The sequence below is a fragment of the Rhodococcus sp. ARC_M6 genome (assembly GCF_022810305.1).
Classification (GTDB): domain Bacteria; phylum Actinomycetota; class Actinomycetes; order Mycobacteriales; family Mycobacteriaceae; genus Rhodococcus_F.
Genome location: NZ_JALGQH010000004.1, coordinates 60,904 through 76,418, shown reverse-complemented (window position 1 = coordinate 76,418; position 15,515 = coordinate 60,904). Strand labels below are relative to the sequence as shown.

The window sequence follows — 15,515 nt, the reverse complement described above, 5'->3', positions numbered from 1 at the left end:
GAAGATGTCCCGTCACTCAGTTTGGTGGTGTGGCCCGGCCCTGCATTGCTTCCCACACCCGCGACGGTGTCAGAGGCATGTCGGCGTGCCTGATCCCGAACGGCTTCAAGGCGTCGACAACCGCATTGACGACGGCGGGCGGCGAGCCGACGGTAGCGCTTTCACCAATTCCCTTGGCACCGATCGGATGGTGCGGCGAGGGTGTCACCGTGAAGCCGGTTTCCAGGTTGGGCACATCCAGTGCCGTCGGGATGAGGTAGTCCATGAGCGAACCGCCCAGGCAGTTGCCATCCTCGTCGAAACTGATGATCTCCATCAACGCCATACCGATACCGTCGACGATGCCGCCGTGCACTTGGCCTTCGATGATCATCGGGTTGATTCGCGTTCCGCAGTCGTCCACAGCCAAGAATCTGCGAACGGATACCTGCGCAGTTCCCGGGTCGATGTCGACTACACAGAAATAGGCACCGTACGGATAGGTCAGATTCTCTGGGTTGTAACAAATCTGGGCCTCGAGACCACCTTCGATTCCCTCCGGTAGATCGCCCGCGCCGTGTGCCCGCATCGCGATCTCTTGAATCGTGACTGAAGCCGACGGATCTCCTTTCACATGAAATGAACCCTTGACCCAGTCGAGATCCGCCACGGAAACCTCGAGCATTCCGGAGGCGATGATCTTGGCCTTGTCCCGAACCTTGCGTGCCACCAGGGCCGCCGCAGCACCGGAAACCGGAGTGGACCGACTGCCGTAGGTGCCCAGGCCGAATGGCGTGTTGTCGGTGTCACCGTGCACCACGTCGATGTCGTCGGGAGGAATCCCGAGTTCTTCTGCCACGATCTGCGCGAACGTGGTCTCGTGTCCCTGACCCTGAGTTTGGACTGAAATACGCACTACCGCTTTGCCTGTCGGATGGATACGCAGTTCACAACCGTCTGCCATTCCGAGCCCGAGAATATCCATATCCTTACGCGGGCCGGCGCCGACCGCTTCGGTGAAGAAAGACATTCCGATGCCCATCAACTCTCCGCGAGAACGCTTCTCGGCCTGTTCGCGGCGTAGGGCGTCGTAGCCGATCATCTCCATCGCCTTGCGCATGGTGGTTTCGTAGTCGCCCGAATCGTATTTCCAGCCGGTTTTGCTGGTGTACGGAAACTGGTCCGGCTTCAACAAGTTCTTCAGCCTCAACTGCGCGGGATCCATCTCCAGATCAAATGCAAGGCAGTCGACCAACCGCTCCACCAGATACACCGCCTCGGTGATGCGGAAGGAGCACGCGTACGCGACACCACCCGGAGCCTTGTTCGTGTAGACCGCAGTCATCGAGCAATAGGCGGCCTCGAGGTCGTAACTACCGGTGAACACACCGAAGAACCCAGCCGGATACTTGGTGGGTGCTGCAGTTCCGTTGAACGCACCATGATCAGCCAATACATGCGTGCGGATAGCCTGGATCTTACCTTCCTTGGTTGCCGCAATCTCCCCCACCATGATGTAGTCACGCGCAAACCCTGTGCTGGTGAGGTTTTCGCTGCGATCCTCCATCCACTTGACCGGCTTCCCGGTCACCAGGGAAGCTACGATGGAGCACACATATCCCGGATAGATCGGCACCTTGTTTCCGAATCCACCGCCGATGTCCGGGGAGATCACGCGAATCTTGTGCTCGGGCAATCCCGCCACCAGGGCGTAAAGAGTGCGGTGTGCGTGTGGCGCCTGGCTGGTCGACCACAGTGTCAGCTTTCCGGTGACGCGATCATAATCAGCCACGGCCCCACAGGTTTCCATCGGCGCTGGATGCACCCGCGGATAGACGATCTCCTGCTTGGTCACCACCTCGGCAGCGGCGAACACCGCATCGGTGGCTGCCTTGTCTCCGGTTTCCCAGTCGAAGCAGTGGTTGTCGGTCTTACCATCGAGATCCGTGCGAATCACAGGAGCGTCCGGAGACAAAGCCGTCCGAGCATCGATCACCGGGTCGAGGATGTCGTACTCGACGTCGATCAATTCCAAGGCGTCGCGGGCCGAATATCGATCCTCGGCAACAACAAAGGCAACTTCCTGACCTTGGAACCGCACCTTGTCCGTCGCCAAGACCGCTTGAACGTCATTGGACAGCGTCGGCATCCACGCGAGACCTTGGGCCGCAAGGTCTTCGCCGGTAATCACAGCTTTGACCTTCGGATGCGCCTGCGCTGCACTGGTATCGATACTCACCAACCGCGCGTGAGCAACCGGTGACCGCAAGATTGCCAGATGCAGCATGCCGGGAAGTTGCACATCGTCGAGGTAATGACCTTGCCCCCGAATGAAGCGTGGATCCTCCTTCCGGAGCATCCGGCCGTGCCCACACGGCTTTCCGTCGTTCACCTCATGTTCGGGACCAGCGTCGACCGCCGTCATCACGCACCTCCTACCGGATGCGCCGCTGCCCACTGAACCGAACGCACAATCGTCGTATAGCCGGTGCATCTGCAGATCTGACCCGAGATTGCCTCACGAATCGTGGGTTCGTCCGGGTCCGGATTTCGATCGAGGAGGGCCCGCGCGGTAATCATCATTCCGGGCGTGCAGAATCCGCACTGCAGTCCGTGGCATTGCATAAATCCTTCTTGGATCGGATCGAGCACGCCGTCACGTTCGAGGCCCTCGACGGTCCTGATCTCGTGACCGTCGGCCATCGCAGCGAGCATGGTGCACGACTTCACCGGCTCTCCGTCCACCGCAACCACACACGTTCCACAATTGCTGGTGTCGCAGCCCCAGTGTGTTCCGGTGAGCCGCAATTGATCTCGGAGGAAGTGCACCAGAAGCATCCGCGGTTCCACCTCTTCCGAGACGGACTCGCCGTTCACCGTCATCGCTACCCGCACATCAGCCTCCAGTGCCTTGTTCACCGATCCGAGTTACAGCAGTTCGTAAGGTTCGCACCGTGAGTTCCGCTGCGAGATGGCGTTTGTAGTCGGCAGTTCCGCGCGGATCGGTGACAGGTTCGCAGGCCTGTGCGGCCATCTCTCCGGCGCGGCGATACACCTCTTCCGACGGTGTCTGTCCTGCCAAATACTCGGCAATCGATGCCAGAGCCAACGGATCGGAATTAACGGCAGTAAGTCCGACTCGCGCGCCGGCTAGGATATCGCCGTCCATCCACACCGCTGCGCCGGCGGCCGTGATCGCCCAATCTCCCACTCGTCGTTCTACCTTCGCGTAGGCACTCGAACTGTGGGGCCGGCGCGGAATCCTGATCTCCAGAAGTATTTCGTTGCCACTCACGGCGGTCTCGTACGGTCCGAGATGAAATTCGGCCATCGGGATCTCGCGGGTTCCCGACGGTCCTCGTACAACGCAGATCGCATCGAGAACCGAACACACCGTGGTCAGATCTTCGGCTGGATCGGCCTGACACAACGACCCGCCGATGGTGCCGCGATTGCGCACGACCGGATCAGCGATCACTTTTTCTGCGTCGCGAAAGATCGGGAAGACATCAGCGAGTGTGTCGGATTCGAGCAGTTGACGGTGACGTGCCATTGCTCCGATTCGAACCTGCGCCTCCGCGACGGTGACGTAGCCCAGTTGGTCCGCCAACCCGTTGATGTCGATCAGATACTCCGGGTTCGCCAGTCGAATCTTCATCATCGGAAGCAGGCTGTGGCCACCCGCGAGCACCCGCGCTTGGTCGCCCAACCTGTCGAGCAATCCGATGGCGTGGTCGATACCGGTTGCGCGTTCGTATTCGAACGGACCTGGAACCTGCATATGATGCACCCCACATTCGCCTGCTCTCCCAGCTTCGGCCGAGTGTCACAGCGAGTCAAGGGCACTGTATGTGAAGGATCAAATCCCCAGGTCAGAGCCTCTTCGATGGATCGGTCCGTCCAGTCCACTCAGCGATGTACCTTCCCCACCCCATCGCATCGCGATGATCTCCGCAGCAATCGAGACGGCAGTCTCCTCCGGGGTCCGCGCACCGAGATCCAATCCGATCGGACTGGCTAATCGCGCCAACTCGGTGTCCGTGAGGCCGGCAGCACGAAGGCGCTCGAGCCGGTTCTGATGTGTTCGGCGTGAACCCATTGCACCCACAAAGGCCACCGCCGGCAGTCGGAGCGCAACCTCGAGAAGTGGGACATCGAACTTCGGATCGTGGGTCAGTAAACAAATAACGGTGCGCGAGTCGATCTCTCCTCCTTCCGCCTGCGCTGCCAGATATCGATGGGGCCAATCGATCACCACTTCATCGGCCGTCGGAAATCGCGACGGGGTGGCAAAGACCTCACGCGCATCACACACCGTCACCCGATACCCGAGAAACGAGCCTTGCCGCGCAACCGCAGCAGCAAAATCGATAGCGCCGAACACCAGCATCCGTGCTCGCGGAGCGTAACTCGCGACAAATACGCGCATCCCCTCTCCCCGGCGCTCACCATCCGGGCCGTATGTCAGAACCTCGGTGCGCCCCGCGGCCAGTAGTCCCCGCGCATCATCAATCACGGCCGCATCCGCGCGCGCAGATCCGATCGATCCGTCCGCAGTGTCCGGTCGGATCACCAACCGTCTACCCACCCACGATGGATCCGGATGGGCGATGACAGTCGCCACCGCCACGGGCCGATGCTCCTCGATATCAGCGGCAACACTCTCGAGACTGCCGAAATTCTGCCGAGAAACCGACTCGATAAATACCTCGATCGTTCCCCCACAGGTCAGCCCGACTGCAAAAGCATCATCATCGGTAACGCCGTACTTCTCCAGCACTGGAACCCCGGATTCGATTACCTCCGTGGCAGTTTCATACACAGCACCTTCGACACACCCACCCGATACCGAGCCGGTGACAGCGCCGTTCGGGGCCACCATCATTGATGCGCCCGGCAATCTGGGTGCCGAACGGTACGTGCACACAACTGTCCCGACGCCGGCCGTCCCGCCCGCACGCCAGACCGTCAGCAGGTCTTTCAGAACATCGCGCATCATTCGGCTCCCATTCGGTGCACACTCGAGTACGAGCCTATTCCGCAGAGGGGTGTCAAACCCATTATCTGGGGAAGGTAATATCTTGTGCGCGCCTCCGTAGCTCAGGGGATAGAGCAAGAGCCTTCTAATCTCTTGGTCGCAGGTTCGAATCCTGCCGGGGGCACTCTCTGAACAGCGTTTATACCGCAACATCAGAATGACGTGCAGAGTACGTGCGAGCAGACACCACCGCCCCGACCCTCGAATAGGGCCGGGGCGGTGTTTCACGTGGGGCGGCCGCCAGCATTAACTTCGGACATTCCGCCGCCCTCTCAGGTCGGGACTTTAGTCACCACTCGAGAAATTCTGCGCGAAACTATGGACCTATCGCGAACTCAGCCATACCGTGACCGAGGCAGGGTCAGACATGAGGGGTCAGCTCGGCACGGATAGAGGGTCACCGCGTTGTGTGCTCAACGCGAATGACAGTGGTTCGACCCATCGGCACTTCAATTGGCAAGAGTCGATGGGTCGGACCCGTCGATTTGTACACAACTGGTACCACTCAGAACGGTGACGGATCGTCGAGCCCCGACGGAACACTGAACTGCGGTCCACTGATCTTCTTCGGCCGGGCTCTCCGCCACCCCGCAACCGTCGAATCCAGCAGATACTCCAAATCCGCCTCGACCCCGCGACCACGACACCGAAACAACCTCTCCACCACATGACTCTCCGACAAACGGAACCGCTCCGCCACATCCGGCGCGACATCGACATCACAGAACGCGCCGCGAGGCTTCGTCACCACCACCACACCCCGCGGATCGGTCCACTCCAACCGTGCGCTCCCAACCTGACGCACCGACCAATACCCGAACGTCTTGAGCCGATGATGTTTCCGGCACAAACATGCCAAATTAAGCTCAGTCGTCAACCCACCACGCTCAGGATCCTCGTGATCGAACGAAACTGTATGGTCGAGATCGCAACTCTCTGCCCGCACACCATAATTCGGAAACCGACACGTACCGTCCCGCGTGCGAACCGCCTGCGCTAACGCAACAGTCGGCCGGTACGTCCGCTCCTCTCGAAACTTCTTCCGAGCCGCAACCGCAGCCGGCGAAATCAGCGGAGCCGCAACCCGTTTACCCACCCCGAGAACAGGACCACCCCGAGCACTGGTGGCACACAACGTCTGCCGATCCTCATCCGAGAGAGTGAGTACCCGCTGCCACGTACCGTCCGCCGCGATCTCACGCGCCAACTCCGCATCAATAGCCCCGTAACCATGCAGAAACCCCGGAAGATCATCGAACCCCAGCAACGTCGACGCATTCACACCCACCAGAATCGTCGCCGGCGGCGCAGTCGAGGGTTGCAACGAACCGGCGCGCACACACTCACTCCCACAAGAACATTCGAGCATCAACTGACCCTCCGACAACGCCACCAATGCATCCGCACGACGCTGCGCCAACGTACGAGGATCACGCGCACACACCTGCAACGACATCGCCCTCAGTTTCGCCGCCAACGTCTGCGCCCCCACCGCCGGCAACACCCCATCCAACGTCGACATCCCGTCCACACCCGCACAGATCCGCACATCCCGATCCTCCTGAGCGCGGCGACGACGAGCCACCGCACCCTCCGGATCATGACGGGCAATCAGTCCGCGTGCCCTCGCCTTGAGTCGACTACTACTGCACCCCGCCGCACACTCGACCAACAACTTTTCGATCAGATCCAGCGCATCCTCGGACACATTCGATAGCGCCTCCGACAACGCGGTCGCCTGACCGAGATCGATCTCCCCCGAAGCGAACGCCGCCGACACCCGATGTAGCCGCAGACGAAGATCGCACCCCAACGTGATCATCCGCGTCGCCGCATATTCGGTGATGCTCAGAACAAACGCGACCTCGACATTGACGAACTCACCCTGAACTGCTGCATTACGCCCGGCCAGCTCGTCCTCGTCGCACCGCCGGAAATACAACGACGTGACCGCATCGACCTCGAGGAACTGAGCGCGCGCAATGGACGCATGCTGTTCCACCAACGCATCCGCGAATGCCCCCGCCGTATCGCTCATCGAACCCCCATTCGAATATTCACCCCAGCCTACCTGCGTCAATTACCAAAGGGAAGCCCTCTGTCACAACACTTTTGACAAAATTATCGCGGGCGCCGCTTGCTCGAGCCTACCGAGAGCAGCAACCAAACGCACAAAATGCTCGGTATGGGTATGGGCATCCAAATGCGCCTGCGATTGCCATTCCTCGACCAACATCAGCTCGCCCGGTTCGTCCGTCCGCTGCAGCAACTCGTAACTGATGCAGCCTTCCTCTCGTCGCGTCTCGCGAACAAGCTCGTCGTAAAGATCGAGCACCTCGGCAAGATTCTCCGACTTGACTGTGCTTCCTACCAACACTCGGATCGTCGACATCGGACGATCGTGCACCACCCCACCGACACAATTGTGGACGGCCGAAATATTTACGAAACATTCCCGATACACAAGTTTCGTATGGTGACCGCAATCGGGCTCGCAACCAGCTGCCCTGGGCCCGGGTGAGAGGTCAGTAAAGATGAGTGGAAACGCAGTCCGTCTGCAAGCGATCAAAGACGTCGAGGCCTACGTACCTCCCATCGTCAGTTTCACAACCGACGAAGCACCGGGTGAGGTGTTCGGCGCCAACGTCTTCAACAAAGTAGTGATGCAGAAGCGTCTGCCCAAGCAGATTTACAAGTCGGTGATCGCCACGATCGAGCAGGGCGCGCCCCTGGATCCGGCAGTCGCCGACGCCGTCGCTTCGGCAATGAAGGACTGGGCACTCGAGAAGGGCGCCACCCACTACGCTCACGTCTTTTACCCCCTAACCGGCCTAACCGCCGAGAAGCATGACAGCTTCTTCGAGCCCGTCGGCGACGGTTCCGCCATGGCCGAATTTGCCGGCAAGACACTCATCCAGGGTGAGCCGGACGCGTCGAGCTTCCCTAACGGCGGCCTGCGCAATACGTTCGAAGCCCGCGGATACACCGGCTGGGATGTCACCAGTCCGGCCTACGTTCTCGAGAACCCCAACGGCAACACGCTGTGCATCCCGACGGTATTTGTGTCGATGACCGGCGAAGCCCTCGACCACAAGACTCCGCTGCTCCGTTCACAGCAGGTCATGGGCCTGCACGCCGAACGCATCTTGAAGTTGTTCGGCCACAACGATCCCGAGCGCATTGTGTCCTTCTGTGGTCCGGAGCAGGAGTACTTCCTGATCGATCGCCACTTCTTCCTGGCACGCCCCGATCTGCTCAACGCCGGCCGCACACTCTTCGGCACCAAGCCACCCAAGGGCCAGGAATTCGACGACCACTACTTCGGTGCCATCCCCGAGCGTGTCCTCGGATTCATGATGGACACCGAGCGTGAACTGTTCAAACTCGGCATTCCCGCGAAGACCCGTCACAACGAGGTTGCTCCCGGCCAGTTCGAAATCGCGCCGATGTTCGAGCGCGGCAACATCGCTGCCGACCACCAGCAACTCCTGATGACGACGTTCAAGACCGTCGCCAAGAAGCACGGCATGGAGTGCCTGTTCCACGAGAAGCCTTTCGACGGTGTCAACGGCTCCGGCAAGCACGTCAACTTCTCGTTGGGTAACTCTGAGCTCGGCAGTTTGCTTGTGCCCGGCGACAATCCGCATGACAACGCTCAGTTCCTGGTGTTCTGTGCTGCTGTAATTCGCGCTGTCCACAAGTATGCGGGTCTGCTCCGCGCTTCGGTGGCGTCGGCAACCAACGATCATCGCCTCGGCGCCAACGAGGCTCCGCCGGCTATCATCTCGATCTTCCTCGGCGACCAACTTGCCGACGTCTTCGAGCAGATCGCCAAGGGTGCTGCCACGTCGTCGAAGGACAAGGGCACCATGATGATCGGTGCGGATACACTCCCCGTACTGCCCACCGATCCCGGCGATCGCAACCGCACGAGCCCGTTTGCTTTCACCGGCAACAGGTTCGAGTTCCGCGCACCCGGTTCCATGCAGACCGTCAACGGTCCGATGGTCACGATCAACACCATCATGGCCGAAGCACTCGACTACATGGCCACCGAACTCGAAACAGCAGTTGCCGACGGCGCCGACTTCGACACCGCCGTACAGAATCTGCTGACCGACATCATCACCAACCACGGTGCGGTTGTCTTCAACGGTGACGGATACTCGGAGAACTGGCAGATCGAGGCCGCTGCCCGCGGACTACCCAACCTGCGCACCACGTTGGATGCCCTGCCTGAGCTCATCTCCGAATCCGCGTTGGAACTATTCGACAAGTACAACGTCTTCAATCATCGCGAAATGCACAGCCGCTACGAGGTCGGCCTCGAGCAGTACGCACTGAGCATCGGCGTCGAAGCACGTCTGGCAGTCGAAATCGGTACGACGCTTATCCTTCCGGCGGCAGTGCGTCATCAGACGGAGATCGCCCAGAACTTCGTGGCACTCAAGGCAGCCGGGATCGAACCGGATATGGCACCGCTGCATGAGGTTTCGGAGCCGGTCACGGCGCTCCGCGGCGCCCTCGCCGCCTTGCGTGCCGGTATCAAGGCAATTCCCGACGAGTCTCCGCTCGAGCAGGCCACCCATGCACAGGAAGTACTGATGCCGGCAATGGCGGAAGTTCGGACTGCTGCGGATCTCCTCGAAACTATGGTTGCGGACGATCACTGGCCGCTTCCGACGTACCAGGAAATGCTCTACATTCTCTGACGACAAAAAGAGCTATGGCCTGCAACCGAATTCCGGGTTGCAGGCCATAGTTCTGTCGATATCTCTTACTGCTCTGCTGGCATTCTCATCTCGAGCAGCTCCGCTTCACCGGTTGTCGCGGGATCCGGCCGGTCACGAGAATCCGAGCCCGACATTCCCATGCCCGTGAGATCCGTCTGCATGTAGATCACGTTGTAGCGATCCCACGTGGTCGCAACGAACTCAAGGGTGTGGCTGCCTGGGCGCGAAGTCCAGGGGTGCATGAATCCGCCGTAGATGCCCGGCAGAGTAGCTCCGCTGACCAAGACCTGCGATCCACTCCAGGGACCTTCCGGATGCTCGGCCTGGCTCATCACGAGCCCCCTCGGACTGGTGTACATAGCGACGTACTTGTTCAGGTAGTCGTTCCACTGAACCGAGAGTTCACTGACCGGTGACTTGATTACCGTCACTGCGCCGTCTGGGTCCGCACTCCATCCGGACCCATTCCAGTACTCGTAGGCAAGGGGATTACGAAGTTCCGCCCCGGGAACCCGGGACAATAATGCGCCACCGGAACGTCCGGACGGGGTGCCGTATTCGTAGATGAACCCGTCACCGTCGTCTTCGGCTCTGCCCTCGAGGAAGGCACTCTGCTGGAAGTTCTTGTTGATCGGCGATATCGCGGGGATTCCCAGGATGCCGAGATCGATATCCCCGGTGTTCGCGCGCACCGTGACCGGATCGACTACCCAGTTCTCACCGTTGTCGGTCGAGTAGGCCAGAGCTGAGTAGTTGGTTGTCCACTCACCCGGTACATCCCAGGAACGGACGGACATAATTCGAATGTATTGCACTCCGTCATAAGAGATTCCGGCCGTTGGGATGGTGGTGAACTCGAACCCCGGGGCAAACTGGGGTTCGGGGATGATTTCCTTCGAGTGGTTCGGACCATCCTTAGGAGAACTGTCGATCCGAAACTTGTTCGCGATATCAGTATTGCTGCTGCGGAAGAGCACATTGCTGCGCCAGTCGTCGCCGGGGCTATCGCAGTCCCCGACCGTGTCTCCGAACGCCATCTGAACACCATGCTCGGAACCGGGAAGCCCGTTGTCCCACATGATTCCGAGGTCGGTACCGGAAACACTGAAGCGATTGATCGTGTCATTGGGGCTACCCGGCCCGGTCACCATTTCAATGGCCTGGGTTCGACCCCGGAGGACGGGCAGCGCGCCATTGGGTGCACCGGTGATCCACGGCAATCCGTTCATGAGCGAACCCGTAGCGGCAGAGCCGCTCAGTGATCCCGTTAGCGAACCGAGCGAACCCGTTATCGAGCCCAGCGAACCGTTGCCACCTTGACCACACGGGCCACCGACGGCCGACGCCACCGGCGCTGAAACGATTGTGGCCGCGATGGTGACTACACCTATGGACAACAACGCTGACATGGACCGTTTTGTACGCACACGCAGCCTCTCTGATTGATTAGCTCGATCCGACCTTGCAGATAGTAAAGAACGACCGGTCGCCCCGCCCCGTTACCTTCGTCCCGCCCAGCAAACCACCAGTGCACTGTTAAGCAAGTGAAACCTGAGCAAATCGTTATAAAACAGTCATTCGATTTTCGCGCAAAAGTCGGTGTGTCTGATTTCACGTTCGTTCACGGATGGTCGATTGCGCATCAAATGCGCCTACTATGTAACGGAAATGTAAGAAAATACTCACAATGTCAGGTAGGTGAGCGGTGTCCGTACGTGACCGCGTAGCGCAGATTTACGATCAGGTGTTGGTTCGCAATGCAGGTGAGCCCGAGTTCCACCAGGCTGCTGCCGAAGTTTTCGAGTCCCTGCAGGTCGTGCTCGAGCGCCACCCGCGCTACGCCGACGGCGGACTGATCGAGCGCCTGTGCGAGCCGGAACGCCAGATCATCTTCCGTGTGCCGTGGACCGACGACAACGGCAACGTCCACGTCAACCGTGGCTTCCGCGTTCAGTACAACAGTGCACTGGGCCCGTACAAGGGCGGCCTGCGCTTCCACCCCAGCGTCAACCTGGGCATTGTGAAGTTCCTCGGCTTCGAGCAGATCTTCAAGAACTCCCTCACCGGCCTGCCCATCGGCGGCGGCAAGGGTGGCTCGGACTTCGATCCCAAGGGTCGTACCGACGCAGAGGTCATGCGTTTCTGCCAGTCCTTCATGACCGAGCTCCAGCGCCACATCGGTGAGTACACCGACGTGCCCGCCGGTGACATCGGCGTCGGCGGCCGCGAGATCGGCTACCTGTTCGGCCAGTACAAGCGACTGACCAACACCTACGAGTCCGGCGTTCTCACCGGCAAGGGCATCACCTGGGGCGGTTCGCAGGTTCGCACCGAGGCCACCGGCTACGGCGTCGCATATTTCGTCGCCGAAATGCTCAAGGCCAGGGGCACTGATCTCGAGGGCAAGAACGTCGTGATCTCCGGATCCGGCAACGTTGCCATCTACGCTATCCAGAAGATCCACCAGCTCGGTGGCGTCGCCATCGCCTGCTCGGATTCCTCGGGTTACATCGTGGACAAGAAGGGCATCGACCTCGACCTCCTCAAGGAGATCAAGGAAGTTCGCCGTGGCCGCATCAGCGAGTACGCCGACGCAGTCCCCCATGCCGAGTTCATCGAAGGCGGTTCCATCTGGGACGTACCTTGCGACGTGGCACTCCCCTGTGCAACACAGAACGAGCTGGACGAAACCGCAGCAAAGACGTTGATCGCCAACGGCGTTCAGGCTATTGCCGAAGGCGCGAACATGCCCACCACCCCCGGTGGCGTCCAACTCTTCCGCGACGCCGACGTTGCTTTCGCTCCCGGCAAGGCAGCCAACGCCGGTGGCGTTGCTACCTCCGCACTCGAAATGCAGCAGAACGCTTCGCGCGATTCCTGGAGCTTCGAGTACACCGATGAGCGTCTCGCCCGCATCATGCGCGGTATCCACGAACGCACCATCAACACGGCTGCCGAGTACGGCAAGCCGGGCGACTACGTGCACGGCGCGAACATCGCCGGCTTCGTCAAGGTTGCCGACGCCATGATCTCCTTGGGCGTCATCTAAAAAGTATCTGCACATGACTATGGGCGCCTCCGCAATTGCGGAGGCGCCCATAGTCATGCAGTGTCAGTTGGCCGGCGGTTCCGTATCGTCATCCGCTTCGGCTTTCTTTGCAGCCTCGCGCATCTCGATACCGTCGGATACCCAGTCGCCAATCTCCCGCGTCACGTCCCGGACAGCACCGGCGATGATCATCGCGATGGAACCGACATGGGTGGCCGCAGATTCGGTCAGCTCCTGGACAGTGTCCTTGCGTCGTTCGAATTTCCCGACCATCAGTTGTGCCTCTCAGGATGCAGTGCGCTGGCGTTCGACGATAACACCGGCGAGGCTCTGCGACTTGACCAATGCGGGTGGCAAGGCAAACTTGAAGATCTTGCCCCACACCGAACCGATCTGCTTGAAGAACCCTCCCGTGTTGTACGGCAAACCGTACTTCACACACAACGCCTTGACCTCGGGCGCAAGTTCCGGATACCGGTGAGCCGGCAGATCCGGGAACAGGTGGTGCTCGATCTGATGGGACAGATTGCCGGACATGATGTGAAAGAGCGGGCTACCCTCGATGTTGGCACTGCCGAGCATCTGACGGACATACCACTGTCCGCGAGTCTCGTCAGCTGTCTCATCCTCGGTGAAACTCTGTACGCCAGTGGGGAAATGACCGCAGAAGATGATCGAGTACGTCCACACGTTCCGAACCAGGTTGGCAGTGACATTACCGGCGAGAGTGGTGACGAACAGCGGTCCCGTGAGTGCCGGGAAGATGACGTAGTCCTTGAGTACCTGTTTGCCGGCCTTGTTCCACCAGCCTTTGAGCAAAGGCTTGACATCATTCCACGTCCGCTTGCGTTGAATTACGTTCTCGATCTCGAGATCGTGCATCATGACGCCCCACTCGAAAAGCATCATCAACGTGAACGCCCACAACGGATTACCGAGGTAGTAAGGATTCCATTTCTGGGCTTCGTCAATCCGCAGGATGCCGTATCCGACGTCACGGTCTTTGCCGAGAATATTGGTGTACGTGTGGTGCATGTAGTTGTGCGAGTGCCGCCACTGATCGGCCGGGCAGACCGTATCCCATTCGAATACTTCGGAATTGAGTCCCGGTTCACGCATCCAGTCGTATTGACCGTGCATGACGTTGTGGCCGATCTCCATGTTGTCGAGGATCTTCGAGACACTCAGTGCGCCCACGGCTGCGAGCCATACCGGCGGCAGGAAGCCCAGGTACATCAGCCCTCGTCCGGCGACCTCAAAACCTCGCTGCGCCTTGATGACTTTGTAAATGTACTCACGGTCTTCCGTGCCGAGCGAGGCGACGGTACGCGCACGAAGCGCATCGAGTTCGCGGCCGAGTTCCTCGACTTGGTCGTAAGTAAGGACGACGGGCGCCTCGGTCTTCGCGCCGGAGCCGTTACCAAGAAGAGGGAAGGTGGGAAGTGACAGTCCAAACATGACAGTCTCCAAAGAGTTGTGGTGCGTTCAGATTTCGACGGTGACATCGCCGACGGGAGCACTGACGCAGAGCTGGATCTTCTTGTCCGGCTCGTCGTCGGTCTCACCGGTGCGAATGTTGCGTGTGCGGCCCGCCTTCTTGACGGAAGTGCAGGAGAAGCAGATTCCCATCCGGCAGCCGTATTCCGGCGTCAGACCTGCCGCTTCGGCCTGCTCGAGCAGAGTTTTGCCGGAATTCTCTGCTGCGACAGCACTTTTGGTGAAAGAAACCTGTCCGCCAACTTCACCAGGTTCAGCAATTGCTGGGGCAAACTCTTCGGTATTGAGCAGATGCTCGACGCCGATATCGCGGAACACCTCACGCACACCGCGCATCAGACCGGGAGGCCCACAGAGGTAGGCCTGAGCGTCTATTGCCTTCGGATCGACAATCCAGGGCGCCACGGCGTCGAGGTGACCGCGATCGAAGAATCCTTCGAGGTCTCCCCCACCGGTTTCGGTGTACACAAGTACCAGTTTTACGTTGGAATTCTCCGCAGCAATGGACGTCAACTGGCGTAGATACGCCACGTCCTTGTCGGTGTTCACGTAGTGCACAAACACAATTTCACCGGTATGCCCCTCATCGACCAGCGTCCGCAGCATGGACATCACCGGAGTGATTCCGCTGCCACCGCTGATGAGAAGCACTTTGGTCGGCCTCGGCGTCGGGAGCAAAAATACGCCGTCGGCCTGCGAAATGCTGACGACCAGTCCAGGTTGAGCCTCCCGATGTAGATACTGAGAGACCAGGCCGTCCGGCTGAGCCTTGACGGTCAATTCGATCAACCCATTGCGTGCGGAGGCGCTGCCGGCGGGCGAGTAGCAGCGGGTATGACGGACTCCGTCAATCACGATGCCTACCTGCACGAACTGTCCGGCACTGAAACCGCTCCACTGCCGGGTCGGGCGCAAGGTCAGAGTGACGGAATCAGCAACCGGATAGTCGACGGCCATCACCTGAGCGCGCAGGTCCCGCACCGTCGCCATCGGATTGACCAGCTCGAGGTAGCGGTCGATCTGATGTGGCGCTGCCATGGCCTCGACGAGTCCGATCAAAGACAATCCACGCTTGGCAATAGCCTTCGGAGCTGATGCGATCGTCATGACACTCCTCGAGTAGAAGATTTCAGTGCACGATTGTTCACTGACTATAGTGTGACAGGTAGACACAGGAACATGTCAACAACAATGTGACCCGCGTTACTCGAACCACTGA

At 59.8% G+C, this 15,515-nt stretch carries 12 protein-coding genes and 1 tRNA gene; 3 read left to right on the top strand and 10 right to left on the bottom strand.

Going from position 1 to position 15,515, the window contains the following annotated elements:
- Positions 1-16 precede the first annotated feature (16 nt).
- From MTX36_RS07065 to MTX36_RS07050, 4 genes are all read right to left on the bottom strand, one after another.
- Positions 17-2,404 carry an aerobic carbon-monoxide dehydrogenase large subunit gene (locus MTX36_RS07065; RefSeq protein ID WP_243619037.1) on the bottom strand — a complete coding sequence of 796 codons (2,388 nt, stop codon included), beginning with the start codon at positions 2,402-2,404 and terminating at the stop codon, positions 17-19.
- Positions 2,404-2,874: a (2Fe-2S)-binding protein gene (locus tag MTX36_RS07060; RefSeq protein WP_243619222.1), complete on the bottom strand. Its 471-nt coding sequence runs from the start codon at positions 2,872-2,874 to the stop codon at positions 2,404-2,406. The genes MTX36_RS07065 and MTX36_RS07060 overlap by 1 nt, the downstream gene beginning before the upstream one ends.
- Before the next feature lies 1 nt (position 2,875).
- On the bottom strand, positions 2,876-3,760 hold the full coding sequence (locus MTX36_RS07055) for a xanthine dehydrogenase family protein subunit M (protein ID WP_243619036.1): 885 nt from the start codon (positions 3,758-3,760) through the stop codon (positions 2,876-2,878).
- Positions 3,761-3,838: 78 nt separating this feature from the next.
- Positions 3,839-4,978: an XdhC/CoxI family protein gene (locus tag MTX36_RS07050; protein WP_243619035.1), complete on the bottom strand. Its 1,140-nt coding sequence runs from the start codon at positions 4,976-4,978 to the stop codon at positions 3,839-3,841.
- A gap of 90 nt (positions 4,979-5,068) precedes the next feature.
- On the opposite strand from MTX36_RS07050, the gene MTX36_RS07045 reads away from it, so the two are divergent.
- Positions 5,069-5,141, top strand: a tRNA-Arg gene (locus MTX36_RS07045).
- A gap of 381 nt (positions 5,142-5,522) precedes the next feature.
- Here MTX36_RS07045 and MTX36_RS07040 read toward each other — a convergent pair.
- A complete protein-coding gene (locus MTX36_RS07040) occupies positions 5,523-7,055 on the bottom strand; it encodes an HNH endonuclease signature motif containing protein (RefSeq protein WP_243619034.1) in 1,533 nt (510 codons plus the stop codon).
- A 63-nt stretch (positions 7,056-7,118) separates the two neighbouring features.
- A complete protein-coding gene (locus tag MTX36_RS07035; RefSeq protein ID WP_243619033.1) occupies positions 7,119-7,409 on the bottom strand; it encodes a putative quinol monooxygenase in 291 nt (96 codons plus the stop codon).
- 142 nt (positions 7,410-7,551) lie between these two features.
- Between MTX36_RS07035 and MTX36_RS07030 the strand changes: the two genes are divergently transcribed.
- Positions 7,552-9,729, top strand: a complete 2,178-nt coding sequence (locus tag MTX36_RS07030) for a glutamine synthetase III (protein WP_243619032.1) — start codon at positions 7,552-7,554, stop codon at positions 9,727-9,729.
- A gap of 65 nt (positions 9,730-9,794) precedes the next feature.
- On the opposite strand, the gene MTX36_RS07025 is transcribed toward MTX36_RS07030, so the two are convergent.
- Positions 9,795-11,159 (bottom strand): DUF4185 domain-containing protein, encoded by a 1,365-nt coding sequence (locus MTX36_RS07025; RefSeq protein ID WP_243619031.1) that lies wholly within the window; start codon positions 11,157-11,159, stop codon positions 9,795-9,797.
- Between the two features lie 296 nt (positions 11,160-11,455).
- Between MTX36_RS07025 and gdhA the strand changes: the two genes are divergently transcribed.
- A complete protein-coding gene (gene gdhA / locus MTX36_RS07020; protein ID WP_243619030.1) occupies positions 11,456-12,799 on the top strand; it encodes an NADP-specific glutamate dehydrogenase in 1,344 nt (447 codons plus the stop codon).
- Between the two features lie 63 nt (positions 12,800-12,862).
- Here the strand turns inward: gdhA and MTX36_RS07015 are convergent, their stop codons facing one another.
- Genes MTX36_RS07015 through MTX36_RS07005 form a run of 3 tightly spaced genes read right to left on the bottom strand, consistent with a single transcriptional unit; the run spans position 12,863 to position 15,403 of the window.
- Positions 12,863-13,072, bottom strand: a complete 210-nt coding sequence (locus MTX36_RS07015) for a hypothetical protein (RefSeq protein WP_243619029.1) — start codon at positions 13,070-13,072, stop codon at positions 12,863-12,865.
- Between the two features lie 12 nt (positions 13,073-13,084).
- The gene (locus tag MTX36_RS07010) at positions 13,085-14,257 is read right to left on the bottom strand and encodes an acyl-CoA desaturase (protein WP_243619028.1); all 1,173 of its coding nucleotides are present in this window, start codon (positions 14,255-14,257) and stop codon (positions 13,085-13,087) included.
- A gap of 27 nt (positions 14,258-14,284) precedes the next feature.
- Positions 14,285-15,403, bottom strand: coding sequence for a ferredoxin reductase (locus MTX36_RS07005; protein WP_243619027.1), 1,119 nt, complete (start codon positions 15,401-15,403; stop codon positions 14,285-14,287).
- Between the last annotated feature and the right edge of the window lie 112 nt (positions 15,404-15,515).